Below are 26,521 nucleotides of genomic sequence, written 5' to 3' on the forward strand. Positions count from 1 at the left end.
GCGAACGTCGGCCCGAGCTCGCCGAACCGACGCTTCTAGCCGGACGTGAGCCGCGCGTGGCACGAAACGGGGAGGGACTGGTTCCAGCGCATGGATTCGAACCATGATAAGCGGAATCAAAATCCGCTGTCCTGCCATTAGACGACGCCGGAGTAGGTGGCTTTCCTCGGTTTCGTAGCCTCGATTTCGTCAAATGGCAACCGGTCTCGGGTGGGTTCGTGCTTGCGGCGCGGGGGGCCGTTCGGCCATGCTGCGCCGCCCGTGTGGCAGGCCCTCTACGACAGCCCGTGGCATCACCCGGCGGTCGCATGGCTCGCGGTCGTGGTCGGTGCCGTGGCGCTCGCGTCGCGGCAGCGGTTCCTCGTGGGCTACCTCGTGCTCTTCGGGCTCGAGATCGCGGCCGACGCGCTCGCTTCGTCGCCGTTCGTCTCCCTCCCGGGCGCGTGGGGCACGGCCGTGGCCGTCGCGTTCGTGGTGCTCGGAGATCTCCGTGTGCTCCTCTGGGTCGAGCGCGCGTGGGGGGAGGGAAAGCCGCTCCGCGCCGCAGCGGTCGCGCGGGCCGTGGGGCTCTCGCTCGTGGTGCCGATCGCGTCGACGGTGGTCAGGCTCCTCTCCTCGCGCGTCGCGGGCGTGATGCGCCTCCAGTTCCTCGCCTACGAAGCCCTCTTCGTGGCCCTCGCCCTCGTGCTCCGCCTCGTCGTTCACCGCGCGAAGGCCCCGACGATCGCCCCCGAGTGGCGCCGCTCGGCAGGCGCGGTGCTCGCCTTCGTGACCGTCCAGTACACGCTCTGGGCCACCGCCGACGTGCTCATCCTGTCGGGGGTGGGGGCCGGCTTCGGGCTCAGGCTCGTCCCGAACATTATGTATTACGCACTCTTCTTGCCGTTCGTGTTCGTGACGGCGCCGCCCTCGGACAAGGCCGCGCCCTGACCAAGGTCCGCCGGCGCCCGAGCCGCCGAGGCGCAATCCGCTCGAGTCCTGCCCGCCTCTGGTATCGTCCGCCACGATGGATCTGTCGCGCGCCCCGCTCTTCGCCGCCACGCTGCTCGAGGGTTTCGATCGCCACTATCGCCTCTTCCGGGAGCTCTCGTGCGGGGCCAAGGAGCGCTTCACCAAGGGCAACTGGGAGGCGGCGCGCGAGGCCGTGCGCACCCGCATCGACATGTACGACGAGCGCGTCCGCGAGACCGTGCAGAAGCTCCGCGACACGTTCCCCGACGAGTGCGAAAACGAGGCTTTTTACCGCGCGGTGAAGCCCGCTTACATCGGCCTCCTCTACGAGCACAAACAGCCCGAGTGCGCCGAGACCTTCTACAACTCGGTGGCGACGCGGCTGCTCCACCGCACCTACCACCAGAACGACTGCATCTTCTCGAGGCCCGCGATCTCGACCGAGCACATCGAGGGCGAAGAGCCCACCTACCACTGCTACTACCCCCGCAGCGTCGAGCTCGAGGGCACCCTCCGCAAGATGCTGGTCGACACGGGCCTCGGCGCCCTCGGAGGCCGCTTCGAGGACCTCGAGCGCGACACGGGCTATCTCATGCGCGCGATCGCCGAGCACTTCCCGCGCGGGTGGGACAGCGACAAGGGCTTCCAGCTCCAGGTGCTGCGCTCGCTCTTCTTCCGCGGGCTCTCGGCGTACCTCGTGGGGCGCTCGATCCTCGGGGGCACCGTGGTGCCGTTCGTGATCCCGCTCCGGAGGGGCCCCCTCGGCGATCTCTACGTGGACACCATCTTGCTCGACACGAAGGCCGTGGGCCGGCTCTTCAGCCTCGCGCGCGACTACTTCATGGTCGACATGGAGGTGCCCTCGGCCTACGTGGCCTTCCTCGAGACGGTCGTCCCGAGCCGCTCGCGGTCCGAGCTCTACACGCTGGTCGGCCTGCAAAAACAGGGCAAGACGCTCCACTTCCGAGACCTCGTGTGGCACCTCCGCCACTCGACCGACAAGTTCGAGATCGCCCCGGGCGTGCGCGGCATGGTGATGCTCGTGTTCTCGCTGCCGAGCTTCCCGTACGTGTTCAAGGTCATCCGCGACTGGTTCGAGCCCCCGAAGGACGCGGACCGTAAGCTCGTCGAGGAGCGGTACAAGCTCGTGAAGCACCACGATCGCGCGGGTCGCATGGCCGACTCGCTCGAGTACGTGGACGTGTCGTTCCCGAAGGACCGCTTCCGCGAGGATCTCCTCGACGAGATGCGCCGCATCGCGCCCCAGTCGGTCGAAATCGGCGAGGACCGTGTGCTCGTGCGTCACCTCTACGTCGAGCGCAAGCTCGTGCCGCTCGACATGGCCGTGGCCGACGCCGACGACACGAAGCTCGCGCAGGTGCTCGGCGAGTACGGCGACTGCATCAAGGACCTCGCCGCGGCCAACATCTTCCCGGGCGACCTCATGCTGAAGAACTTCGGCGTGACGCGGTTCGGGCGGGTGCTCTTCTACGACTACGACGAGATCGCCTACGTCACGTCGTGCCGCTTCCGGTCGATGCCGAAGCCCCGCGACGACGACGACGAGATGCGCGCCGAGCCCTGGTTCAACGTGGGCCCGGACGACGTGTTCCCCGAGCAGTTTCCCACGTTTCTCTTGCCCCCGGGCAAGCCCCGTCAGGTCTTCTGCGAGAAGCACCCCGAGCTCGCCACGGCATCGTATTGGCTCGAGATGAAGTCGGCGATCGAGGCGGGCCGTGTCGAAGAGCGCTCTCCGTACCCCGACGCGTTGCGGTTCGCCGTGCGCTACGGGCGAGGCCCGAGGTGAGGCGTGGGCCGTGGCTCGCCTCGGCGCTGACGGCGGCCCTCTTCGTGCTCTCGTGCAAACACGGCGCTCCCGTGCCCGAGGGCGCGACGCTCGAGCTCGTCGACGACGGGAAGCCTGCGCGTACGATCGACCTCGCCGCGCTCACGAAGGCCATCCCCGCCGAGACGTTCACGGCCTACGATCCGTACTACGGCAAGCCGAAGACGTTTCGCGCCCTCCCGTTCTCGAAGGTGCTCGAGGTCGGCTTCGGCGGCAAACCTTCGCTCGGCGGCCGCGAGGTTTTGCTCAAGGCGCGGGACGGCTACACGGTGCCCATGCGCCCCTCGCTCGCCGAAGAGCCGGGCGCGTACGTCGCCTTCGAGGACGTGGACGTGCCGGCGTGGGAGCCCATCGGCCCGCAGCGCGCGAACCCGGGGCCCTTCTATTTCGTGTGGAAGGGCGAGCATCAACAAGACCTCGAAGGTCACCCGCGGCCGTGGCAGCTCGCGCGCATCGAGATCGTGCGCTTCGAGGCGCGGTTCCCGCACACGCTCCCGAAGGGAGAGGCCGAGGGCAGCCTCGCGTCGAGGGGCTTCGTGTTGTTCCGCGAGCGCTGCGTGAAGTGCCACGCCATGAACCGCGAGGGAGGGCGCGTGGGGCCCGAGCTCAACGTGCCGAAGAACGTGCTCGAGTACCGCACGGAGGCCGAGGTGCGGGCGTACATCAAGAACCCGCTCTCGCTCCGCTACGGCAACATGCCGCCTCACCCCGATCTCACCGAGGCCGATCTCGACGCGCTCGTAGGCTATCTTTCGGCCATGAGGTCGCAGAAACACGACGCCGACGCGCGCCCCGACGGGGGCCCGTGAGCGACCCCGTCGGCGTGTCGCCCGAGGCGCAGAGCCTCGCGGACGTCGCGCGGAGGGTGGACGAGGCCTTCGCCGTCATGATCTCGGTGGCGGAGAGCGCGCCGCCGGTGACGGCCTCCGAGGCCGCGTGCGACGCGTTCGTCGTGACGGGGGTCGGAGGCAGCTTCGGTCCCGCGAAGCACCTCGTCGCGCTCCTCGAGGAGAGCGGGAGGCGCGCGCGGTACCTGCCGCTTTCGGCGTTCGCCCAAGGGGCGCCGGCGACACGCGGGGACGAGGCCCTCTGCGTCGTGTCTCAGGGCCTCTCGCCGAACGCGCGCCTCGCGCTCGGGCACGCCGACGCCTTCCGTGAGGCGTACCTCGTGACGGCGACTTCGGAAGAGGATCCAAGGGTTTCGGCGTTCGTCGGGGCGGGGGGGCGTGTGCTCCGGCACCCACCGACGGAAGAGCGTGGCACGTTGCTGCGCGTCGTGGGGCCGGCGGCGGCGCTCGCGGCCGTGGGCGCGTTCGTGGGCGAGCGCCTCGAAGCGTCGGAGCGGAGCGCCCTCGAGGCTGCGCGGCGTGCCGCTCGCGCGAAGGCTCGTGCTCTCACGGCGAAGGAGCTCGCGCGCCCGTGTGTGCTCGTGACGAGCGGAGAGCGACGCGCCGTCGCGGAGGGCCTCGGGCTCAAGTGGGTCGAGGGCCTCGGTCGCCCGATGCCGCCCACGTGGGACGTGCTCGAGCTGTCGCACGGGCCGTTTCACGCCTTCTATGGCGAGGAGATGCTGCTCGTCGGGCTCGGCCCTCCGTCCCCGCTCGACGACGCGCTCGAGCAGATGCTGGTCCCCGAGCGACACACCTTCGTGCGTCTCGGAAGCGACCTCTCGCGCCACGCGTCGCGGCTCGCCGCAGAGCTCGCGGCGAACGAGCTCGTGCTCGCGTCGCTCCGCGCGTCGCCGAGAGATCTGACGGCGTGGCCCTCGATGGGGAAAGACGATCCCTTGTACGGGCTCGGGCGGTAGGGAGGGGCGGGCCGTGGGCGAGTACCTCGAGGCGCGCGGGCGGCGGGTGGACGTCGTGTTCGGTCTCCTTCGACCGGGGGCGCTCGCGCTGGTCGCCGTGGACCTCTTCATGGAGGCGGTCACGCTGCCCGCGGACGACGTGGGCGTCGTGCGGTGCCGGCTCGCGGGGCGACCGGCGGCGCTCGTGGACGTCGACGGAGGCCATTTCCTCGACGTCGCGGGCCTCGCGCGAGTCTGGCCCAAGCTCGTCGCGGAGCTCTTCGAGCGCGCCGGTCAAGAGGACGCAAGGGCGCTGCTCGCGAGCCCCACGCTCGTGCGTCCGCTCGAAGCGTTGAAGGAGATCCTCGTCGAGAACGAGGTCCACGCCGACGCGCTCTACGACCTCGGGCGAGGGCCGCTCGGTCCGCGTCTCGCTTCCGTCGCGCGCGCCGAGGTCCCGCCGTCGCTGGAGGTCTCGGCTGCACGTGCGCGCGAAGGCGCGTTTTCGTTCGAGTTTCCCCGCGGAAAACTCACGCTCACCTACACCCATGACGCCTTCGTGAGAGGCGCGTCGTCGACCGTGAGCGCGCTCGAGCACCTCGACGCGATCGACGTCGCGGTGACGTGGAACGCGCGCACCGTCGTGCTGCCGCGCGCCGAGGAGACGCCGTGGCACGACGACGAGGTGGCCGAGCTCGCCGTGCTCGGGTCCATGGCGATTTCCGAGCACCCCGAGAAGGTCGTCGATCTCTTCGGGGCCGTGCTCCCGGAGGTGGGTCATGGGATCGCGCCGAGCCTCGCCCTCGGGAGCGTGCTCAACCTGTGGGGCGTCGCGCTCCGCAAGACGGGGGCGCTCGAGGCCGCCGTGCGCACGCTCGAGGCCGCACACACGATCGCGACGCGTGACGCTTCGGCCCTCGAGCCGAACGGTCAGCCGCTCGACGCCGACACGCGACGCGGGCTCGAGCAGCAGGTCGTGTACAACCTCGGCTACGCCAAGCTCCAGACGACGATGAAGGCGCGGACGTCGGTCGGGCCGAGTGGCGCTCACGAGGTGGTGCTCGCCGACTACGACGTGCGCGAGGAGCACCGCCCGGTGTGGGTCGCGTGCTCGACGCTGTTCGAACGTGCGCTCGCTCTCGACCCGGAGGACGCCACGGCCGCGGCCCAGGTGCGGCACGTCAAGGTGTTGCTCGCGGCGCTCGACGGCGGCGCTCCGCCTGCACCAGGACCCGTGGCGCCCGCGACGCCCCCGCGCGATCGCGCCGCGAAGGGGAAGTCCCCCGCTGCGGTCTCACCCCCGCGCGAGGACGAGCGGTTCTCCGCGATGTTCAAGCCGATGGGCATCGCCGCGCTCGTCATCGTCATCGTCCTCGTCGCGAGCCTCCGCGAGTCGCGTCAGCCCCCTCCGCCTCCACCTCCCTCCCCCAAGGTCGACGCCGGGCCGAGCGCGCGTGAGCTCTCGGAGACGGTGCGGAGGGCCGCGGTCCTTCGCCTCGACGCGAGAGCCGGTCTCGACGCCGGGACGACCCCGTGCACGATCGCGGTCGCTTCGCCGCAGCCGGTCCCGCGGGGAACGGTGACCGCCCCGAGGATCGGCCGCGCGATCGGCACGACCGGAGAGCTCCTGGGCACCGAGCACTTCGACGCGACCGTCCGTCAGTACGCCGCCCTCTACGCTCCGGCCCTCGACGTGATTCCCGCCGTTCCCTCGGGTGTCGGCCCCGTGAAGGGAGAAGCCGGACCGCGCTCGTGGGGCTCGCCGTACCCGTACGCCGTGACGCTCGTCGTGACGGCGTGGACGGATCCGGTCGTGACGGGGGCCAACGCGACGCTCTCGATCGTGCCAGGTCGGCTCGAAGGCCGCCTCTTCGTGTGGAGCTACGCCTCGTCGCGCTTCGTGTGCGCGGGCGACGTGAGCACGTCGAACACGACGCCGCTCGTCGTCGTGCGCGGGCGAGACCTCACGGATCCCGAGGACGATCCGCTGAACCGGGCGCGGCTCGATCTGGTGGCCGAGGCCTACAGGAAGGGGACCTCGGGGCTGCGCGAGCTCGAGTGAGAGGGGGCTTCGAGAGCCGGCGGCGGCGGAAGCGAGAGCGCGCGCGGGGCGTTCTTCGAACGATGCCGTATGGACTCACGCGGAGGCTCGCCCTCGTCGTCGTCTTGGGGATGCTCTTCGCGTGCGGGTGCCAGAGCGCGCGGGAGGAGCCCTCTCCGTCGCCCTCGCGCGCGCCCACCCCTCCGTCTCCGACGGGCGAAGACGCGAGCACGGCGGACGCAGGGGCGTCGGGCAAGCTCGTTCCCGACGAGGCCATAGGTCCGCTCGTCGCCCGTCTCTCGGAGCCCCCCGGGGACTTCCCGAGCGAGAACTACGTCACGAACGAGACCTCGCTCCTCCACGTCGCGAAGGCCTTGCGCGACCCTAGGCTCCGCGGCAGGGCCTACGTCGGTGTGGGGCCCGAGCAGAGCTACACGTACCTCGCGCTGCTCGATCCACGTGTCGCGTACCTCGTGGACATTCGCCGCGGGAACCTGCTCGAGCACCTCGTCTTTCGTGGGTGCTTCGAAGAAGGCGCGACGCGTGTCGGGTTTTTGCGTGCCCTCCTCGCCCGCGAGCCTCGGGCCGACGCCGCGAAGGGCACCGGTTTTTCGCCTGTCGAAGCGGCGTTCCGTGGTCTCCCCTCCGACCCGTCGCTCGAAGCTCACGGCGTCGCGCGCACACGGGCGCTCCTCGAGCGTCTTTCCATCACGCGTGCGCCGTCCGACGACCGCGACATCGTCCGCATCCATCGTGCGTTCGCGCGGCACGGGCTCGCCATCGCGTACTCGATGGTGGGCAGCGAGCGATGGTACCCGACCCTCGCGCAGAACCTCTCGGTCACCGAAGGCGACGTGGGGACGTTCCTCGCGTCCGAGGAGGCCTACACGAAGGTTCGCCGCATGGTGCTCGAGAACCGCGTCGTGCCCGTGGTCGGTGATCTCGGCGGCACGCACGCCCTCCGCGCCGTGGGAGAGGACATGCGCGCACGCGGGCTCACCCTCGGCGTCTTCTACGCCTCGAACGTCGAGCAGTACCTCTTCGAGCCGAAGAAACACGGCACGTTCGCGAAGAGCGTCGCGGCCATGCCTCACGACGACGCGAGCCGGCTCGTCCGCGTGTGGTTCGACGCAGGCCGGCGTCACCCGGAGCAGCGCGAGGGGCATCGCACGACCCAGCTCGCGGCCCCCGTGGACGCGTTCGTGGCGCGCGCGGAGCATCGCCCCTTTCGTTCGTACTGGGAGGTCGTGACCGCGGCGGCGACGGACTGAGCCATGCGAAAAAACAAGAGACCCACGCGGGGGGACGCGTGGGCCTCGGGGTGTGGCGCGGGGCAGAGCGGGCGCGCTTCGATCACGCGGCGCGCGACGGGGGCGCCTCGTCGATCCTGTCGCTCGCGGTGGGCTCGGGTGCGATGGCCTTCGGTCGCTGCCGGGCCATGCGCTTGTGGGCGAGCGGGGCGAGCAGCACGCGGTCGAGCGAGGCGCCCTCGAGCAGCGCGTAGGCCTCGACGAGGCGGGCGTACTCGCGCAGGGCGTCGATGGCGTCGTTGTAGATCGCAGCGTTGTCGCTCGAGGACTTCACCACGGGGGCCTCGACGGAGGCCTCACGCGCCGTGACGAACGCGCCGTATGCGGCCTTGGCGGCCTTCATGTGGGGGTTGCAGCCGAGCGTACGGAGGGCCTTTTCGACCTTCGGGTGACGGGCGCGCTGGAGCACGCGGCCGCAGGCGACGTCGAGCTCGCTGGCGCCCGAGGTGAGGAAGCCCGTGCCCTCGGGGAAGAGCGCCGCGAGCACCGCGCGGGCGGAGTCACCGAGCGAATGTCCCTCGGGGAGCTGGGCGTGGACCTTGAGGAGGTCGTGGACGGCGGCGAAGGACTTTCGCAGGGAGACCAGCGGCAGAAAGAGCCCCTCTCGGGCGGGCGCCTCGCTGCCGCCGACGACAAGTGGGTCGTCCTCCTTGGGGATCGAGCGACTCGTCGCGTCGAGGGCTTCGTGGGTGCGCTTCACGCGGACGAGGGCGGCGGCCAAGGTGCGGTGGAGCTTCTTGCCTTGGGCGATGCGGAGGAGGTCGCGGCCGGCCACGAGGGCGTCGTTCACGGTGAAGGAGTGGATGGCGTAGGTGCTCATGCTGTCTCTCTTTCGGAGTGCGCGGGATGGCGGCGGGATTGCCGCGTATCTCGCTCACGCCGGGAAGGACCGCGCCCGACCGCGTTCGTTCCGAAACACGTTGTCACCCGATCGGCGTACACGGGACCTCGCAGGCCGTCTGGCGGCTCCCGTGCCAGCGAGAATGGGCGAATTTGTCGAGGTTTTTGCCATGCCTACCTCGGCGCCAGGTGCCGCACCTTGGTGGGTGAGGTGCGGTGGAAAAAGGAGATTCGGGGGACGAAGGTCGCCACGAGGCGCACGCGCGGACCGGGAGGAGACCCCAAAAATGCCGGCCTTTCCCATCGATGGGATGGGCGAGGGGGGTATTTCGGTACCACCCGCTCCCATGGTGGGGATGGGCGAGGGGGGTATTTCGGTACCCCCCGCTCCCATGGTGGGGATGGGCGGAGGGTGATTCGAATGAGGTCGCTCCCGCGGTGGGGATGGGCGAGGGCGGACTCCGATAGGACTTCGCACGGTCGCGTCGACGGGAGCTTCGCTGGTCTCGTCGGCCGAGTCGGAGGCCGACGACAGCGCGAGCCGTTCACATGCCGCGGCGCCTTCGCGGCGAGAACCCGAGCAAATCGCTCCCACCTCGGCTAAGACCGGCCGCCGTGATTACTCAGGCCGATCTCAAGCGGTACCGCGCGCTCCAGCAGAAGAAGTTCCGTGGCGAGAGCCGCCGCTACCTCGTGCAAGGGCGCAAGGTCGTCGCCGAGCTGCTCGAGTCGACCACGCGCGTCGAGGTGCTGCTCGCGAGCGAGCCCGCGGCCGAGCACATCAAGCCGCTGGCGACCGCGAAGCGTGTGCCCGTGCAGATCCTCGCGTCGCACGAGCTCGACAAGATCGGCACGTTCGAGAAGGGCAACGAGCTCATCGCGATCGCCGTGGCGCCCGACCCGCTCCCGTTCCGTGCCCCCGCGGGGGACGAGCTCATGCTCGCGCTCGACGGTGTCCGCGATCCGCGAAACCTCGGCAGCCTCGTGCGCATCGCGGACTGGTTCGGCGCGGGCCGTCTGCTCATGAGCCACGACTGCATGGAGCTCCACAACCCGAAGGTCGTGCAGTCCACGATGGGCTCCCTCTTCCGCGTCGAGACCCGCTACGCGAACCTCGCGCAGGAGCTCGCGGCCTGCCACGCCGCCGGCGCCAGCATCTACATCGCGGACATGGGCGGGAAGTCCATCTTCGAGACCGAGATCAAGCGGCCTGCCGTGATCGTGCTCGGCAGCGAGTCGCACGGGCACTCGAACGCCACCGCGTCGATCGGCGCGGAGGTGGTGGCGATCCCTCGCTTCGGGAAGGCCGAGTCGCTGAACGTGGCGATGGCCGCCTCGGCGCTCCTGACCGAGGCGTCGCGGCAGCTCGTGCACGCGCGCCCGTGAGCCGGCGAGCGTGACCACGACGAGGCTCCGCGCGAGGCCCGTGCCTGCAAGGCGCGCGTCGTCTCGTTCGGCGTACGCAATGCTTGCGTAGAGGCGCTCTCCTGCGGCGCGCGCGCCAGGAACGTGCACAATGAGCCTCATGAGAGTGGAGCTCCTCGCCGTGGTCGGTCTCCTCTTCGGCTGCTCGTCGGCCACGTCGCCCGACGCGGTCTCCGACGGTGGCGGCGCGACGGCGCCCGAGTCCGGTGTCGACGCCTCGGCGCCGGAGCCTCCGCCTGCGCCTCACCCGACGAGCGACGCGCTGCGCGCCTGCGCGATGAAGGCCGGTGACGTTCGCACGATCGCCGAGGCCATCACGCGGTTCAACGCGCTCGTGCCGACCACCGACGCGGCGTGTTTCCTCGCGACGCTGCCGCGCCCGCTCTCGGTGGTCGCCACGACCGGCCTGACGAGCGCGCAGCCCGCCGGCGGAAAAGACAGCCCGCGCATGTTCTTTCTCTCGCCGACCCTCGTCATCAGCGCGGTGCCTGCGGGGGAGGGGAGCAAGGCGGTCGAGTTCGGCGAGTGGGTCACGCCGACCCGCACGATCAAGGGAGAGATCGCCCTGCCCGTGCAAACGCCGCTCGCGCCCGGGGCCGCGTTCGAGCGGATTTTGTTCGGAAAGGACGCCGATCGGACGGCGTGCGCGACCTGCCACCGCTACGAAGAGCGCTCGCCCACGGTCCCCGGCGCGTTCGTCTCGGCGGCCTACAAACCCGAGCCCGGGACCTTCGTCACCGTCGCCGAGCTCCGACGCTTCCACGACGCGTGCATCGCGTCGTCCGACAAGAGCCCGCGCTGCGAGATGTTCCACGCCGTGTTCGACTTCGGCGAGGTCCGTCAGGGCGCGTTCGCGAGCGAGGTCGAGACCTTCTTCATCCAGCGCTGAGGCGCGCTTCAGGCCGGGTAGAGGGCGAAGATGCGCTCGGCCACGCGCTCGCCGTCGATCGCCGCGGACACGATGCCCCCGGCGTACCCCGCGCCCTCGCCGCAGGGGAAGAGGCCGCGCACGCCGGGGTGCTCGAGCGTCTCCGGATCGCGAGGGACCCTCACGGGCGACGACGTGCGCGACTCGACCCCGACGACGACCGCGTCGTTGGTGTAGTACCCACGCATCTTGGCCCCGAAGGTTCGGAGGCCCGCGCGCAGGCGATCGCCGATCTCCTTGGGCAAGAGCTCGTCGAGCCGCGCGGCCGTGATGCCCGGCGGGTAGCTGCACACGGGCAGGCTCGACGACGCGCGCCCCTCGCAGAAGTCGACGAGGCGCTGCGCGGGGGCCACCTGGGTGCGCCCACCGGCCTCCCACGCCGCGCGCTCGATCGCGGCTTGGTAGGCGACACCGGAGAGGGGGCCACCGTCGCCCTTCGGGCCGCGCACCTCGACGACGACGCCGGAGTTGGCGAAGGGGTTGTTGCGCTTGCTGGGGCTCCACCCGTTCGTCACGATCTCGCCCGGGCTCGTCGCACACGGGGCGATGATCCCGCCCGGGCACATGCAGAACGAGTAGACCCCGAGCCCGTCGACCTGCTCGACCGCGGAGTAGCTCGCGGGAGGCAACAGCGGATCACGCACCTTCGCGTGGTACCGGATCTGGTCGATGACGCTCTGCGGGTGCTCCACGCGCACGCCGAGGGCAAAATCCTTGCGCTCGATGGCGATCCCCTGGCGCGCGAGCATCTCGAAGATGTCACGTGCCGAGTGGCCGGTCGCGAGCACGACCCGGTCCGCGTCGACCTTGGTCCCGTCGCGGAGGACGACCCCGCGCACGGCCCCGTCGACGATGCGGAGCTCCGTGACCCGCGCCTCGAAGCGCACCTCGCCGCCCGCGCGCTCGATGCCCTCGCGGATCGCGACGATGATGCCGGGGAGCTTGTTGGTGCCGATGTGCGGGTGCGCGTCGACGAGGATGTCGGGGCTCGCGCCGTAGGCGACCAGCGTCGCGAGGATGCGGCCCACGTCGCCGCGTTTGCCGCTGCGTGTGTAGAGCTTTCCGTCGCTGTAGGTGCCCGCGCCCCCTTCGCCGAAGCAGTAGTTGCTGTCCGGATCGACGATCCCACGCTGCGTGATCGCCGCGAGGTCGCGCCGCCTCGCGCGCACGTCGCGCCCTCGCTCGAGCACGATGGGGCGGAGGCCGAGCTCGATCGCGCGCAGCGCAGCGAAGAGGCCTCCGGGCCCAGCACCGACGATGACCACGACGGGCTTCTTCCGGACGTCGGGGAGCTCGGGGGGCGTAGTGACCGCGGGCTCGAACGGCGCGTCGGTCGAGATCTCGACCCGGAGCTGCACACGAGGCTCGCGCGCGCGCCCGTCGATCGAGCGCTTCACGATCCGCGTGTCGCGGACCTCGCCTTTCGGGATCTTGGCGGCGCGGATCGCGGCCTCGCGGACGCGTGTCTCCGAGGCGGCCTCGCGCGGCGAGAGCACGATGTCGACCGATCGGATCACGAGCTCCTCGTTCTGCGACGCCACGAACCCATGGGACCGGGTTCTAAATCAGGGGCCACGATTCGGCCATCCTCTTCGTCCCCGAGGCGCGCCTCGTCCGCGAGCCGCCTTCGGCCTGTCGGTGCGCGCGGTCCCTCGAGCTCCTGCGCGCCGTGCTTCGGCCCGACGAAGAAATTCGCGCTTCGTGCTTCGAGAACGGCGCCCGGACCGATAGAACGGCGCCATGAGCTTCGGTCGAAACCCCCATGTCGCGAAGGCCCAAGCGGCCGAACAGAAGGCCCAAGACGCGACCGACGACAACGCCAGGGCGCGCGCGTACCGCGAGGCCGCGCACCTTTGGGACCGCGCTGCGGAGCGGGAAAAACCAGGCAAACAACGGACGCTCTACGAACAGAACGCGGAGCGGGACAGGGAGCTCGCGGATGGCGGCGCTCCCGAGCCGGACGACGACGGCCAAAGCCCGCCCGACCCGAAGCTCCTGAACTGATACGGCCCCTCGAACACCCTTAGCAGCCCGGAGATTTTCTCCCCTCAGCGTGTCTTCGCGGACCTCACGGCCGCGAGGACCGCGAGGACGACCTCTTTCGGGAGCGTGTCGATCAAGGCGAGCAGGTCGACGGGCCCGTCGGCCGTGGGGAAGAGCTCGTCCACCAGGATGGCGAAGCGCTCGTACTTGGAGAGGAGCTGATCGAGGCGATCGCGGAGCCGGTCAGCCTCTTCGCCCTTGGCGTCTCCGAGCATCGCCAGCGAGCGTCGCGAGAGCGCGCACTTGTCGGCCACGACGCTGCGGAGGCGCGAGAGGTACGCGCCGATGACCACGTCGGGGTATTTTCCCTTCAACGCGAACGAGTCGTGGCGCGCGCCGGCCTCGCGTCGCCGCTCGACGATGCCGGCCGCCTCGAGGGCGCGCAGGTTCCCGAAGATGTTGCTCTTGGCCCGACCGAGGAGCTCGGCGAGCTCATCCATGCTCATGGCCGACTCGGCCAGGTAGAGCGCCGCCACGATTTGCCCACCGAGCCGCGTGATGCCCGGGAAGCTCGCGGCGATGTCGCGCCCTACGCCCTCGAGGAGCTCGGTGCGCGCGGCGAGGACGCGTGGGTCTTGGGTGGTCTTGCCTTCGGTCGGCTTGGCCGGCTCGTCGGCCCGTGGTGTCGGCTCACGCCCCATGGGGAATTCTCCAAGCTTAGCGCGGGCTTCGCCAAACCCTCGCGAAAAAGTGTGCGAACCTGCGCGCATGAACGACATGGCACACGCGGCCCCGCCGCCCGGCGATGGGCGCCCGAAGAACAGGCTCGCGCAGGCGGCCTCGCCCTACCTGCGGCAGCACGCGCACAACCCCGTCGACTGGCACCCCTGGGGAGACGAGGCCCTCGCGCTGGCTCGCAGGGACGACCGCCCGATCTTGCTCAGCGTCGGCTACTCGGCCTGCCACTGGTGCCACGTCATGGAGCGCGAGAGCTTCGACGACCCGAAGATCGCCGCGGCCATGAACGCCTCGTTCGTGTGCATCAAGGTCGACCGCGAGGAGATGCCGGACCTCGATCACGTCTACCAGCTCGCCGTGCAGCTCCTCGGCCGCTCGGGCGGTTGGCCGCTCACCGTGTTCCTCACGCCCGACCTCCGCCCGTTCTTCGGCGGCACGTACTTTCCGCCGAACGATCGCCACGGCCTCCCCGGCTTCGCCAAGGTGCTCTCCGCCGTGGCGGGCGCGTGGGCCGACAAACGCGCCGACGTGCTCGAACAGGCGAGCGATCTCGCGGCCGCCATCAGCCGCATCACGCGCAGCGTGGGAGACGCGTCGAGCCCCGGCCCGGACCTGCTCGCGCGCGCCTGCCAGAAGCTCGCCGTGCGCTTCGACGCGGAGAACGGCGGCTTCGGTCAGAGGCCCAAGTTCCCGAACACGATGCCCCTCGAGCTCATGCTCCGGCACGGTCTCGCGTCTGGAGACGTGTCCTGGGAGATGCGTGTGTCGGCGGCCCTCTCGGCCATGCAGGACGGTGGCATCTACGATCACCTCGGGGGCGGCTTTCACCGCTACTCGACCGACGAGGCGTGGCGCGTGCCGCACTTCGAGAAGATGCTCTACGACAACGCGCTGCTCCTCCGCCTCTACACCGACGCGGCCCGCGCCCTCGAGAACGGCGGGTACGAGGCTACGGCGCGCGGCATCGTCGCGTGGGCGCGTGCGCGCATGACACACCCCGAGGGTGGGCTCTTCGCCTCGGAGGACGCGGACTCGGAGGGGGAGGAGGGCACGTTCTACGTCTTCTCTCCGGCCGACGTGCGCGCGGCGATCCCCGACGAAGCGCGCGCCGACCTCGTGCTCGCTCACTACGGCGTCGACGAGGCCGGCAACTTCGAGAAGTCGGGCAAGACGGTGCTCTCGATCCAGAAGTCGGTCGCGCGCCTCTCGATCGAGCGCGGCGTGCCCCCGAGCGAGGTGTCGGCGTCCCTCGATCGGGCCCGCGAGGAGCTCCGAGACTTCCGAGAGAAGCGCCCGAGGCCCTTCCGTGACGAGAAGGTGCTCACGTCGTGGAACGCGCTGTTCGTGTCGGCCCTCGCCGAGGCGGGCGGTGCCTTCGACGATCCTTCGTTCGTCGCCGACGCCGAGGCCGCGTTCGGCTACCTCGAACGAACGTTGGTTCGAGACACGGCAGAAGGTCTCGCGGTGCACCGCCACGCGTTCGAGGGCGCGCCCGCAGGCCTCGGGTTCTTGGACGACTACGCCTTCCTCGCGAACGCCGCGCTCGACCTCTACGAGGTCACGGGCACGTCGCGCTACGCCGCGCTCGCGCGCCGCCTCGGAGAGGCCATCCGCGCTCGATTCGTGGACGGCGAGGTGGGCCTCGTGCTCACCGAGGCCGGTCGCGACGACCTGCTCGTGCGCCCGAAAGAGACCCACGATGGCTCCGTGCCGAGCGGCGCGTCGATGGCGTGCCGCGCGCTCCTCCGGTTGGGGGCGCTCGGGTTCACGGAGCTCTCTGCCGTGGCGGAGCGCGAGCTGTCCCAGCTCACGGGGCGCGCGCTGGAGAACCCGTTCGGCTTCGGGCAGGCCCTCTGCGAGCTCGACCGCGTCGTGCGTGGGTCGGTCGACGTGGTGCTCGTGGGCCCGCGCGAGGACGCGCGTACGAGGGCGCTCGCTCGGGAGGTGTTCCGGGTCTACGTGCCGAACCGCACCGTCGCGTGGGTCGACCCGAGCGACTCGGGATCGGTCGAGGTATGTCCCGCGTTGGCCGAGGGCAAGGCGCCGGGCGAGGTGCCCGTGGCGTACGTGTGCCGGGGCCGCGCGTGCTCGGCGCCGGTCGCGACCCCCGAGGCGCTCGGGGCCCTGCTCGTGGGCACGTGAGCCTGTGGAGAAACGACCGTCGGCACGAGGCGTCCTGGGGAGAATCGACCGGGAGAATCGACCGACAGTGACGCCAACTGGTCGAAATGAATCGGTTCTGTGGCCGGGAGGGTGGGCCGGGCCCTCCCGCGCCTCTTGTGGAGAACCGGCGCGCCCCTGTGGAAAACCGACCGGAAAACCGACCGGAAAAGCGACCGACGGTCGCGCCAAGTCCGCGAAATGACGTGCGGGGCCGCCCCCGAGCCGCCCCCTCCCACACCCGCCCCGGCCCCCGAGCGCGCCCCCCTTCGCGCCCACCCGGCCGACGAAAACTCCCTTCCCTTGACCCCTTTTCGCAAGGTCTGATACCCGTTGGGCTCCCGGGAAGGTTTGCATTTGGGGCCCCCCGGTCCTGCCGTGCGTGGGACGCCCTCACGCACCTATTCGCAGCGAAGCGCCGTTTTCCCACGAGGAACGCCCGTGATCACGTGCCCGAAGTGCTTCAAGGAAAACCAGGACCACTACAAGTTCTGCCTCGGCTGCGGAGCCGAGCTGCCTAGGGACGTGGCCCCCAAGCCGTTCACCGGCAACACCCCGCCTCATGGCATCCAGGCCGCCCAGCCTGCCGCCCCGGCGTTCACCCCCCAACGCGAGCCCTCGCAGCCGGCCTTCAGCGCGTCGCCCCAGCCGGCCTTCCAGGTCGCGCCGGCGCAGCCCGCGTTCAGCCCGCCGCCGCAGGCAGCGCAACCCGCGCCCGCGCCTGCACCCGCAGCGGGTCCCACGCCGTGCCCGCAGTGCGGCCACCCGAACGGGCCCAACAACCTCTTCTGCGGCTCCTGCGGGTTCCGCCTCGGCGGCGCGAAGTCGAACGTGGCCGCCCCCGCCGTTGCCGCTGCGCCCGTGCACGGTCAGGTCGTGCTGACGGCCCTCCGCGCCGACGGGTCCGAAGCGGGCTCGTACACGCTCCCCGACGCCGCTCACCTCTACGTCGGCCGCGAGACGGGCCACATCTTCGCGTCGGACAGCTACCTCTCGCCGCGGCACGCGAGCTTCACCCGCAGCGGTGGCACCCTCACGGTCAAAGACGAGGGCTCGCTCAACGGTGTCTACCGCAAGCTCACGCGCGACGTGCCCGTCGAGCTCCGCCCGAACGACGTCTTCCGCATCGGCCAGGAGATCATTCGCTTCGAGCCCATCCAGCACGCGCCCCCCTCGCCCGATGGCGTCGAGCGGCTCGGCTCGCCCTCGAAGGGGTACGTCGGCCGCATCGCGCTCATCATCGGCCGCGAGACCACCGGCAACGCGTTCCCGGTGCCCGAGTCGGGCATGCACCTCGGTCGCGAGCGCGGCGACGTGCTCTTCCCCGAGGACGGCTACGTGTCGGGCCTCCACTGTCGCCTCGCGTGGGACAAGGGCAAGCTCTTCTTGACCGACCTCGGCAGCTCGAACGGCACCTTCATGCGTCTCCGCGAAGAGACCGAGGTGCGGACCGGCGACGTGCTCCTCATGGGGCAGCAGCTCTTCCGGTTGAGCCTCTAGCGCCATGTCGGCCGGGGGCGCATCGCCGCATCGCACGATCCGTGTCGTGGCCGCCGTCGTCGAGAAGGACGGCTTCTACCTCATCACGCAGCGTCGTGCGTCGGCCGTGCTCCCGCTCATGTGGGAGTTCCCCGGCGGCAAGGTCGAGGCCGGCGAGACCGACGGCGCGGCCCTGAAGCGCGAGGTCATGCACAGGCTCGGCGCCGAGATCGAGTGCGGCAAGCTCATCTCGTTCGTCAGCCACCCGTACGAGCACTACTCGGTCGATCTCTTCCTTTACGAGTGCCACCTCACGAAGGACACCCTCGAGCCCCGCGCGGTCAACGCGTTCAAGTGGGTGCTCTCGAGCGACTTCGATCAGTACCCGTTCACCCCGGCCGACGAGGCCTCGATGAACAAGCTCCTCGGCGTCTGACCCGGCTCACTCGTCGACGACGAGCACGACGCTCTCTGCCGTGCCGCCGAGGAGCTGCGCCTTGCCCACGAAGGCCCCCAACCACGTCTTGCCGTCGTAGTGCGAGAGCCCACTCGGGGTGAGCGCGAAGACGTCGTTCGCTGCCCGTCCCCACAGCGCCATGACTGCCCCGGGCTCTCCGACGTGCGTCCAGGCGGTCCCGCGGCTGTCCGTTCGAAACACGCCGTCTTGCGTGCCGAAGAAGGTCTCGCCCGAGGAGGTCGCCCACACGGACGGGGTGTCCTCGAGGCCACCGGGCGGGGCCGCGCGCTCGGCCCACGCGCCGCTCGGGCTCCGGAAGAGGACGCGCGTCTTCACGTTGTCGAACGCGAAGCCCCACGTCCCGGCGCTCCCGGCGGACCACAACGACTCGGGCACGAGCCCCTTGAGCGTGGGCTCCGGCGTCCATTTCCCGAGGCGGTAACGGAGCGCGCGCTCCGAGCCCCCGCGCGCCCCGGCGTCCCCGTCGGCCATGCCCGTGACCACGAGATCGCCACCGACGCCCGCGAGCGCGTAGGTCGTCGAGAGGGGTACGTCGACCTCCGTGAGCCTCGCGCCGTCGAAGTGCGCGAGCGAGTCCCGATCGAGGACGTACATGTCGGTCGCGCTGCGCCCCCACATCTTGGCGGGCACGGGGCTGTGACGTACGGCGATGACGTCCCAGGTGCCGCGCGTGTCGCGCCGATGGACGAAGCTCCGCTTCCCCGTAGCTTCCATCGTCGCGACGAAGATCGTCTCGTCCGGCGCGACCCACAGCGTGCCCGGCGACTCTCCTCCTTGGGCTCCGCCCGCTGCGGGGATGGGCTCCGTCGTCGCTGCGAGCAGCGCTGCGCCTGGCGTCCCTCGCAGCGTCACGAGCTTCGGGGCGTGCGCGTTGGCGACGAGGGACGGATCCGAGCTGCACGCCTCGGTGAGCCCTACGTTGGCCAAGAGCCGCTCGGCGCGACCGAGGACGTCCATGGGCTCCGTGGAGCCTTCGGGGAACGAGACCTTCGCGAGCGCGGCCTTGGCCCTCGCGCAGTCTCCCGCGACGAACGCCGTGGTGGCTTCGTGCGCGTCGACCGCGAACGGCCTCGTCCCGCAGTAGGCCTCGAGCGAGCGGAGCCGTTGCTCGGCGCACGCGCGGTTGCACTTTGCCGTGTACGCCGGGGTCTTGGTGAAGTCGTAGGGAGGAGGGCTGTACGTCGACCCCCGGCTGCCTGCGAGCACGAGCCTCATGGCGAGCAAGACGAGCGAGATCCCGGCGCTTATCCCGATGCGTGCGCCGTTCGAGGAGCCTCCTTTCGGCGCATCCAGGAGGGCCTTCATCCGGTTCAGCTCCTCGGCCTCTTTCTCCGAGAGGATCTCCTTCTTGCCGCGCACCGAGAGGCGAAAGCTGCGCGCCTCTCGGCCGGCGTGCGGTTCGGTGCGCTGCGTGCTCGAGGTGACGACGTCGACCTTGACGGCATCTCCCGCGTCGAACGCGAGCCCGAGCACGTCTCCCGGGCCGAACGCGAGCCCGCGCACCGCACGCTCCGGGGAGAGCACCTCGGCCTCCAGAGTGAGGCTCGGCCACGCCAACACGAGCACGCGGAGGTCCGACATCTGCACGGCGATTCTCGCGCCCGTATCGTCCAGCGCGAGGCCTACGACCTTGGACGACACGGCGTCGATGCGCCGGTCCCGCGCGTCCTTCACGGCCCAGAGCCCCGTCTCTCCGCCCACGAGCCACGTGCCGCTCGGGTGCTGCGTGAGGCACGTGACGCCCGCATGGACGATCGCCCGCGCCGTCTCCTTCGGTGGCTTCGAGCCTTCGAGCGCGAGAAATCGCAGCCTCCCGTCCTCTTCGGCGTACACGAGCGTGGCGCCGTCGTTCGAGAACGCCATCGCCGAGACACGCGCCTCGATCTCGAAGCTCTCCCCGCGCCGCCACAGGTGAATCGTGTCTTTCGTCGCGAGCGCGAACCCGCAGGCGCCCGCAGCCGACGCGAACGGCGCGCCGAGCGGAGCGACCTTCGCGACGACCTGACCGAGCATCGGATCGACGGTGTGGACCCCACCGGCCTCGTCGACGACGACGAGAGTGCACCCGGCCGACGACCTTCGCCACGGGCTCCCCCCTCCAGAACCGCCCGGCAGCGCGTCGGAGTCCACGAAGTGGAGCGCAACGATGCCCTCCGAGAGCGCGAGCCGCCACTTGGGGGCCTCGGTCTGCGCGTCGTTGGCGAGCAGCTCTTTTCCGTCGAACGTGACGAGGGCGAGCGCATCCGGACCGTAGGCGAGCTTCGACAGTGACATGGTACCCCTCACGGGATTCTACGCCTCTCCCGCGCCGGCCTTCCTCATGTTTGCCCTGCGAAAGCGCGCCTCGTGGAGTACGCCGCCGTGAAACGTGCGTGATGGGAAGTGCTCGTAACCGTGTAGGTATTCGGCGCAGGTTGGGCGCCTTGACCGGAGGTCCGTCGTGCGCGACGCTCCTCCCTCCGGGAAGGTTCACCCCCCGAATCGCGTAAGGTCCTCCAACGATGAACAGTCCGTACGGCTACGGCCCTCAAGCTTCGAACCCCTACGCTGCGCCCCAAGCGATGCCCGGCTTCGGCCCTCCCGGATACGCGCCCGGCCCCATGGCCATCTCGTACCGCGCGCACGGAGGTGGGCTGAAGTGGGCGTACCTCGGTACGCTCCTCGGTGGCTTCGTGATCGCAGGTATCGGCGGCGGCGTGATGGCGGCTGGCGAAGACGACGTGGGCGCGGTGCTGCTGATCTTGGGCCTCTCGACGGCGTTCGCGCTGCGCCTCGTGTTCGCCCTCATGTGGATGTACTCCGCGTGGTCGGCCATCCCGTTCGACTACCGCGTCACGGGCAGCGGCAAGCGCGTGAGCCCCGGTGAGGCCGTGGGCTTCATGTTCATCCCGATCTTCAACCTCTACTGGATGTTCGTCGCCTCGGGCGGCCTCTGCGACGCGCTCGATCACATGCTCCGCTCGTCGGGCACGTCGCGCACCAGCCCCAAGGGCCTCGCGCTCGCCGCGTGCATCATGCAGTTCATCCCCTACGTGAACTTCCTCTTCGCGCCCTTCATGTGGGCCTTCTACATGTTCTCGTTCGACTCGGCGGCGAAGGCCCTCGAGACCGCCGCGGCCTCGGGCGGCGCGGGAGCTCCCGTAGGCTTCGGCGGTGCGGGTGCGTTCGCTCCTCCGGCCGGTGGGTTCGGCGCGCCGGTGGCCGGCTATGGGCCTCCCCCGGGTGGCTACGGCCCTCCTCCCGGTGGCTACGGGATGCGCTGAGATCGGCAGTCTCCCCTCGCTCTCCTCGTCGCCCGCGGTGCTCGTGCCCGCGGGCGACGCCGTTTCGAAGGGAGCCGGCCGTTCCGTGGGGCGGTATCGTAGCGGCATGACGAACCACGCCCTCCTCGCCCGCATCGAGAAGCTCGAGAAGAGCCAGCAGCGCTGGCGCATCGCCACCGTGGCCGCGATCGCGCTCGGCGCGTGCGGTGGGATCACGAGCCACTACGAGAAATGCTTCTCTCAGAGCTTCATGGTGGAGCGCGGCTCGAACGGCGGGGACGTGCTCGCGAAGCTCGCCGAGTCGCCCTCGGGAGGCCGGCTCGAGATCCTCGACGGGCAAGGGAAGACACGCGTCGTCATCGACTCCGAGGGAGTGCGCACCCTCGACGCCACGGGCAAGGAGCGCTGGGCCTCGCCGAAGTGACAGGCGCCGGAGCCGACGAACGGGCATCGCCGAAGAGAGAGGCGAGGTCGGACGACGGCCCCCGTGGAAAACCCACCGACGGTCGCGCCAACCCCATGAAAAGACACGGATCTCGTGGGCGCACCTCCTGCGCGCGCCGGCACTTCCTTCGCCCGTGTGACGCACAAAGTGACACGTTGCCCGGGCTTTCTCGTGCGGCACGTCGGTTGCTGACGCTCGACGCGACGGAGGTCCGTATCCATGCGACACGTAAGCTTTTTTGCGGTTCTTGCTCTTGGCTCTGGTCTGTTCGTGGCGTGCAGCGGCGGCACGACGTCTCCCGAGGCCGACGCCGGTGTCGACGCAGGCGTGGACGCGTCTCCCCCGGTCGAACCCTGCGCCGACGCGCCCAAGCTCCGCGCTGGGACCGACTGCGAGACTCCGTTCCCCGAGCGCATCGAGGGCGCCACGACCCTCGCTCGCGGCTGCTACCGCGTGAAGAAGACACCCGTGCTCGCTGCCGGCGCTGCGCTCACGGTCTCTCCCGGGACGACCCTGCTCTTCGCGAAGGGCACCGGCCTCGACGTCTCCGAGAACCGAAAGCTCGTCGCCAAGGGCACGCGTGAGGCACCGATCTGCCTCACCGGAGAGAAGGCCGAGCGCGGCGCGTGGGACGGCCTCACCCTCGGGCGCACCGAAGCGGGGCCCGACGTCCTCGAGCATGTCACGGTCGAGTACGCGGGAGACACCACCTCCGACCGCGACGCCGCGGGCATCAAGGTCGCCTCCGACAGCCGCGCCGTGAACCTGTCGATGACCCGCACGACCGTGCGCGAGAGCCAAGGCGCGGGCCTCTATCTCGTCGGCAGCGCGGTCCTCGAGACCTTCTCGGAGAACACCTTCACGAAGAACGCCCTCGCCGCGAACGTCGACGCGAACGTCGTCGGGTACCTCGACTCCGCCTCGCGTTTCACCGGCAACGACGTCGACGAGGTGCGCGTGCGCCCCGTCCACACCACGAAGAACCTCGCCTGGCACGCGATCGGCGTGCCGTTCCACGTGGTCGGCAACCTCAACGTCGACGGCGCGTGGTCGCTCGAGGCGCCGAGCACGATCGTCGTCGCCGCCGACTCGTGGATCTCCGTCAATGGCGACGCGGGCGCGCTCACGGCCATCGGCACCGCCGACAAGCCCATCGTCTTCACCGGCGAGACCAAGACGCGCGGCGCGTGGGACTCTCTCCGCTTCGACAACTCGAAGAACGTCAAGAACCGCCTCGAGCACGTGACCGTCGAATACGGTGGCTCGACCGCGCACGACAAGAGCGGCGCATGCCTCCGCGCCACCGCGGACAGCCACGGCGTCACGCTCGGCCTCACGACCGTCACGACCCGCGAGTGCCAGGGCTTCGGGATGTTCCTCGCCGGGAGCACCGGAGCTCGTCGCCTTCGCCAAGAACACGTTCACGAAGAACGGTCTCGGCCCCGCGAGCGTCGGCTCGCAAGCCGTGCACCAGCTCGACGTGACCTCCACGTACACCGGCAACGACGTCGATCGCCTCCACGTGCGCGACGACCGCGTCGGGAAGGCCGTCACCTGGAACGACCTCGGTGTGCCGTACGAGCTCGCACAGAGCCTCCACGTCGACCTCGTGTGGACGCTCGCGCCCGGCGTCACCCTGCTCCTCGCGAAGGACACGTGGATCTCCGTCGACGGTGACGCGTCCGGTCTCCACGCCGTCGGCACGGCGCAGAAGCCCATCACCTTCTCGGGCCTCGAGAAGACGCCCGGCTACTGGCACGCGCTCCGTTTCGGTGGCTCGCTGAACCCCGCGAACGCCATCGAGAACGCCGTCGTCGAGTACGGCGGCTCCACGGGCGGTGGCGGCGAAGAGGGCATGATCACGGCCTCGTCCGACAGCCACGGCGTGAAGCTCTCCGTGAAGAGCGCGACGGTGCGCCACAGCGCCCAGTACGGGATCTGGCTCGGCAAGTTCGCGCAGTTCAACGCCGACATCGACTCGGCCAACACGTTCACCGCCAACACGAAGGGTGACGTCTACAAGCAACCCTGACGACGCGCGGGCGCGGGAGGAGGCGAGGGGAGGCACGACGAGGCGACTCCGCGCGCGTCATGCCGTACCCTCGGGGGATGGGCCCTGGCGCCGAGCCGCTCGTCGTCGACAACGGTGGGATCGTGGTCCCGAAGCGCTTCTTTCTGGCGCTCGGGGCCACGCTCTACGGCGCCGTCGTGCCCATCGTGGTCGTCGCGCTCATGACCCGGGCGTACCCGCTCCTCGCGGGCGTCGTGCACGCGCTGCTCTTCGGCTCGATGTCCCTCGCGTACGGGGCGCGCTCCACGAAGGGGGCGCTCGTCCGCGAGGGGAGGCTCGAGATCTCGAGCGAGGGCATCTCGTTTCGTGGTGAGCTCATCGCCTCGCGGGGCGAGCTCCGTCAAGGATTTACCGTCCCGACCGAAGAGGGGCTCCTCCTCCGCTTCGACCGGTCCTTCGCCGTCAACCCGCTGTTCGTTCGGGTGCCTGATCGAGCGACGGCCGACGCGGCGCTCGCGACGCTCGGCTTCGACGCGAAACACACGGCCGCGCGCATGCGGATCGCGAGCGCGCTCCTGTCGATGCCGGTGTCGCAACAGACCGCGACGATCCTAGGGCCGCTCTTGCTCCTCGTGCCGATCGCGCTCTTGCTCCTTGCGGGCCTCGGGCCGGGCGCATGGCCGCTCGCCGTGGCCGCGTTCGCCGCGTTCATTCTCTACACGTTCGTCATCGCGTTCGCGCCGACCACGGTCCTCGTCGGGACCGACGGGTTCGAGCACACCTGGCTCGGCACACGGGCCTTCGTGCCGTTCGCCAACGTCACGGCGGTCGAGACCTACAAGGAGTGGGCGGGGAGCAAAATGCAGCGCGGCGTTCGGGTCACCCTCGACGGAGCCCCACCGTTGAAGCTCCCGACCGGCCAGAGTGACGTGGGCGACGTCGAGGCGGCGAGCCTCGCCGCCCGTCTCACCGAAGCCCGTCGCGCGTACGTCGAGGGAGGGCAAGGCGGGCAGGTCGCCTCCCTTCGCCGTGGAGACCAAGATCTGCGCACGTGGATCGCAGCGCTCCGTCGCCTTGGGGACGGCGCGGTCGACCACAGAACCTCGGCGGTGCCGCTCGAGGCCCTCCTTCGAACCGTCGAGGATAGCTCTGCGGCGGTCGAGTCGCGGCTCGGAGCTGCCGTCGCGGCAACGTCGGGGGGCGACCCCGATGCGGTCCAGCGCGTGCGTGTCGCTGCGGCCGCGACGGCCTCTCCGCGCCTCCGCGTGGCGCTCGAGGCGGTCGCCGTTCTCGACTCATCCGAGCCCGAAGCCGAGGCCGCGCTCCGTCAGGCTCTCGAGCGCGAAGCGCTGCCGTGAACCCCATGAAATCGATGGGTTGGCGCGAACGTCGGTGCCCCTGGGCCGCCCGAAGGTCGCCGCGCTCTGCCCGGCTCGGGGCTCGATTGGCGCACGTCACGTCCGCGGTGGCATGCCGAAGTGAACACTCCCGCGACCACTCAGGTGGACACCGTACTGACCATCGAGCGCCCCGTAACGATGGAATTAATTAAGCATTTCGTCGAACTTCGGCGGGCATGCTCCGTGAAGGGGCGTAAGGTATGGGCATGCGCGCTGGGTCTGCGAGGGGGGAGGAATGGGAGATGGGGGAAGACGACTCCTTCGAGCCGCCGTGGCTTGCCGAGGTGCTGCCGCGTGGGCCGATGGACTCGGGCGTCAAGCTCGCCGGTCGTCCTAGCGAGCCTGCTCCGGCGCTCGCGAGCCAGCCGCCTCCCCCGGAGACGCTCGACGCCTTCGTGGCCGTCCCTCCGCCCCCATCCGACCTCCCCACCGACGAAGCGCCACACTCGGTGCATCGCCGCTACGATTCGGAGTCTCCCCCGTCGGGCGCGCCCCGCAGCGGCAAGTTCGTCGTGGTCGAAGAGATCACGGTCCGCAAGAGCGACGCTCGCCTCGAGGAGTGAGCTCGGAGTGGCTCGCGCTCAGATATCGACGCGCACGAACCCACGCTTCGTGAGCTCGTCGCCGTACCCGGGCAGGTGAGCGCGGCCCATCACGACCACGGCAGGCTGCGTGCCGGGGCTCGCGGCCAGCATACGCACCGTACCCTCGGCCATGAGCACGTCGCGGACGTTGACGATCGCGATCGCCGGGTGCACGAGCCACGCCCACGAGCGTGAACGCAGGAGCCACGCCGGCACGAGCAGGAGCATGTGCGCTTGGAACGCCATGACCAGCAGCGTGAGCAAAGAGACTCCGAGCGCGCCCGCCTCGCCCGCGGAAGGCAAAATGCCCTCGACGATGCTGTACGCGAGGTGCGCGAACGAGACGAGGAAGAAGAGCGAGAGGTAGACGGACGCGACGTGCAGCGGCACCGGCATCACCTCGGCCGCTTCGAGCTCGACCGTCTTGCCGTACCGCAGGGCGCGCGCTTCGTAGATCGTGCTCCCTTCGACGGTGCCGATGGCGACGAAACGAAGGAGCGCGCGAGGGGCGTTGATGAGCGCGCCGAGCAGCCGGCCCCACACGACGCGGGACACTTGGAACGTCTCCACGCCGCGCAGCTCGAAGGCCGACACGAGCTCGCGACCCAACACGGCCGCCTCGTGCATCTTCAAGTGGGCCTCGCCCACGACCAACACGAGGCGCGCCGGAGCGCCGCCCTTCTCGGGGGACGCATAGGCCTGGCACGCGTAGCTCATGGGCATCGCCTTCGCCCGTTCGAGCGCGGCAAGGGCACTCGGGGAGAGCGTGGCGAGGAGCGGGTGGGCCATGCGAAAGAGTATGGCAGACGTGGCATCGATCGCCGAGCCCGCCGTGATCCGCCCGGGCCGCGGC

The 26,521-nt window shown here is 70.2% G+C and carries 23 protein-coding genes and 1 tRNA gene; 18 read left to right on the plus strand and 6 right to left on the minus strand.

The genetic code is table 11. The annotated features are described in order from the left end of the window. Positions 1-78: 78 nt before the first annotated feature. Positions 79-152, minus strand: a tRNA-Gln gene (locus tag IPK71_14075). A gap of 109 nt (positions 153-261) precedes the next feature. Here IPK71_14075 and IPK71_14080 point away from each other — a divergent pair. The 6 genes from IPK71_14080 to IPK71_14105 all read left to right on the plus strand — a co-directional run bounded on the left by IPK71_14080 (position 262) and on the right by IPK71_14105 (position 7,895). After that, positions 262-930 carry a hypothetical protein gene (locus IPK71_14080; GenBank protein MBK8214862.1) on the plus strand — a complete coding sequence of 223 codons (669 nt, stop codon included), beginning with the start codon at positions 262-264 and terminating at the stop codon, positions 928-930. Positions 931-1,006: 76 nt separating this feature from the next. Continuing rightward, positions 1,007-2,758, plus strand: coding sequence for a bifunctional isocitrate dehydrogenase kinase/phosphatase (gene aceK / locus IPK71_14085; protein ID MBK8214863.1), 1,752 nt, complete (start codon positions 1,007-1,009; stop codon positions 2,756-2,758). After that, on the plus strand, positions 2,755-3,606 hold the full coding sequence (locus IPK71_14090) for a cytochrome c (protein MBK8214864.1): 852 nt from the start codon (positions 2,755-2,757) through the stop codon (positions 3,604-3,606). The genes aceK and IPK71_14090 overlap by 4 nt, the downstream gene beginning before the upstream one ends. Continuing rightward, positions 3,603-4,604, plus strand: a complete 1,002-nt coding sequence (locus IPK71_14095) for a hypothetical protein (GenBank protein ID MBK8214865.1) — start codon at positions 3,603-3,605, stop codon at positions 4,602-4,604. Before IPK71_14090 ends, IPK71_14095 begins: the two co-directional genes overlap by 4 nt. A 13-nt stretch (positions 4,605-4,617) precedes the next feature. Further along, on the plus strand, positions 4,618-6,645 hold the full coding sequence (locus IPK71_14100) for a hypothetical protein (GenBank protein ID MBK8214866.1): 2,028 nt from the start codon (positions 4,618-4,620) through the stop codon (positions 6,643-6,645). 62 nt (positions 6,646-6,707) lie between these two features. Further along, the gene (locus tag IPK71_14105) at positions 6,708-7,895 is read left to right on the plus strand and encodes a hypothetical protein (GenBank protein ID MBK8214867.1); all 1,188 of its coding nucleotides are present in this window, start codon (positions 6,708-6,710) and stop codon (positions 7,893-7,895) included. Positions 7,896-7,977: 82 nt separating this feature from the next. Here IPK71_14105 and IPK71_14110 read toward each other — a convergent pair whose 3' ends face one another. Further along, positions 7,978-8,754 (minus strand): hypothetical protein, encoded by a 777-nt coding sequence (locus tag IPK71_14110; GenBank protein MBK8214868.1) that lies wholly within the window; start codon positions 8,752-8,754, stop codon positions 7,978-7,980. Between the two features lie 569 nt (positions 8,755-9,323). Between IPK71_14110 and IPK71_14115 the strand changes: the two genes are divergently transcribed. After that, positions 9,324-10,160, plus strand: coding sequence for a hypothetical protein (locus IPK71_14115; protein MBK8214869.1), 837 nt, complete (start codon positions 9,324-9,326; stop codon positions 10,158-10,160). 139 nt (positions 10,161-10,299) lie between these two features. Beyond that, positions 10,300-11,088: a hypothetical protein gene (locus IPK71_14120; protein MBK8214870.1), complete on the plus strand. Its 789-nt coding sequence runs from the start codon at positions 10,300-10,302 to the stop codon at positions 11,086-11,088. Positions 11,089-11,096: 8 nt separating this feature from the next. Here the strand turns inward: IPK71_14120 and IPK71_14125 are convergent, their stop codons facing one another. Next, on the minus strand, positions 11,097-12,644 hold the full coding sequence (locus IPK71_14125) for an FAD-dependent oxidoreductase (protein MBK8214871.1): 1,548 nt from the start codon (positions 12,642-12,644) through the stop codon (positions 11,097-11,099). A 223-nt stretch (positions 12,645-12,867) separates the two neighbouring features. On the opposite strand from IPK71_14125, the gene IPK71_14130 reads away from it, so the two are divergent. Beyond that, positions 12,868-13,131 carry a hypothetical protein gene (locus IPK71_14130; GenBank protein ID MBK8214872.1) on the plus strand — a complete coding sequence of 88 codons (264 nt, stop codon included), beginning with the start codon at positions 12,868-12,870 and terminating at the stop codon, positions 13,129-13,131. A 44-nt stretch (positions 13,132-13,175) separates the two neighbouring features. Here the strand turns inward: IPK71_14130 and IPK71_14135 are convergent, their stop codons facing one another. Further along, on the minus strand, positions 13,176-13,811 hold the full coding sequence (locus IPK71_14135) for a hypothetical protein (GenBank protein MBK8214873.1): 636 nt from the start codon (positions 13,809-13,811) through the stop codon (positions 13,176-13,178). A gap of 76 nt (positions 13,812-13,887) precedes the next feature. Here IPK71_14135 and IPK71_14140 point away from each other — a divergent pair, with 76 nt between their 5' ends. The 3 genes from IPK71_14140 to IPK71_14150 all read left to right on the plus strand — a co-directional run bounded on the left by IPK71_14140 (position 13,888) and on the right by IPK71_14150 (position 17,923). Beyond that, positions 13,888-15,990, plus strand: coding sequence for a thioredoxin domain-containing protein (locus IPK71_14140; protein MBK8214874.1), 2,103 nt, complete (start codon positions 13,888-13,890; stop codon positions 15,988-15,990). A gap of 459 nt (positions 15,991-16,449) precedes the next feature. Next, positions 16,450-17,508 carry an FHA domain-containing protein gene (locus IPK71_14145; GenBank protein MBK8214875.1) on the plus strand — a complete coding sequence of 353 codons (1,059 nt, stop codon included), beginning with the start codon at positions 16,450-16,452 and terminating at the stop codon, positions 17,506-17,508. Between the two features lie 4 nt (positions 17,509-17,512). Further along, complete coding sequence (locus IPK71_14150; protein MBK8214876.1) at positions 17,513-17,923, plus strand: (deoxy)nucleoside triphosphate pyrophosphohydrolase; 411 nt, start codon at positions 17,513-17,515, stop codon at positions 17,921-17,923. A gap of 6 nt (positions 17,924-17,929) precedes the next feature. Here the strand turns inward: IPK71_14150 and IPK71_14155 are convergent, their stop codons facing one another. Continuing rightward, positions 17,930-20,239, minus strand: coding sequence for a WD40 repeat domain-containing protein (locus IPK71_14155; GenBank protein MBK8214877.1), 2,310 nt, complete (start codon positions 20,237-20,239; stop codon positions 17,930-17,932). Between the two features lie 227 nt (positions 20,240-20,466). On the opposite strand from IPK71_14155, the gene IPK71_14160 reads away from it, so the two are divergent. The 6 genes from IPK71_14160 to IPK71_14185 all read left to right on the plus strand — a co-directional run bounded on the left by IPK71_14160 (position 20,467) and on the right by IPK71_14185 (position 25,647). Then, positions 20,467-21,228 (plus strand): hypothetical protein, encoded by a 762-nt coding sequence (locus IPK71_14160; protein ID MBK8214878.1) that lies wholly within the window; start codon positions 20,467-20,469, stop codon positions 21,226-21,228. A gap of 106 nt (positions 21,229-21,334) precedes the next feature. Further along, a complete protein-coding gene (locus IPK71_14165; GenBank protein MBK8214879.1) occupies positions 21,335-21,652 on the plus strand; it encodes a hypothetical protein in 318 nt (105 codons plus the stop codon). 240 nt (positions 21,653-21,892) lie between these two features. After that, on the plus strand, positions 21,893-23,350 hold the full coding sequence (locus IPK71_14170) for a hypothetical protein (GenBank protein ID MBK8214880.1): 1,458 nt from the start codon (positions 21,893-21,895) through the stop codon (positions 23,348-23,350). Beyond that, positions 23,283-23,705, plus strand: coding sequence for a hypothetical protein (locus IPK71_14175; GenBank protein MBK8214881.1), 423 nt, complete (start codon positions 23,283-23,285; stop codon positions 23,703-23,705). The genes IPK71_14170 and IPK71_14175 overlap by 68 nt, the downstream gene beginning before the upstream one ends. Before the next feature lie 77 nt (positions 23,706-23,782). Continuing rightward, positions 23,783-25,042 carry a hypothetical protein gene (locus IPK71_14180; GenBank protein MBK8214882.1) on the plus strand — a complete coding sequence of 420 codons (1,260 nt, stop codon included), beginning with the start codon at positions 23,783-23,785 and terminating at the stop codon, positions 25,040-25,042. Between the two features lie 284 nt (positions 25,043-25,326). Continuing rightward, positions 25,327-25,647: a hypothetical protein gene (locus IPK71_14185; GenBank protein MBK8214883.1), complete on the plus strand. Its 321-nt coding sequence runs from the start codon at positions 25,327-25,329 to the stop codon at positions 25,645-25,647. 18 nt (positions 25,648-25,665) lie between these two features. Here IPK71_14185 and IPK71_14190 read toward each other — a convergent pair whose 3' ends face one another. Beyond that, complete coding sequence (locus IPK71_14190; protein ID MBK8214884.1) at positions 25,666-26,457, minus strand: hypothetical protein; 792 nt, start codon at positions 26,455-26,457, stop codon at positions 25,666-25,668. Positions 26,458-26,521 lie beyond the last annotated feature (64 nt).

The sequence above is a fragment of the Myxococcales bacterium genome (genome assembly GCA_016712525.1).
GTDB lineage: Bacteria > Myxococcota_A > Polyangia > Polyangiales > Polyangiaceae > JAAFHV01.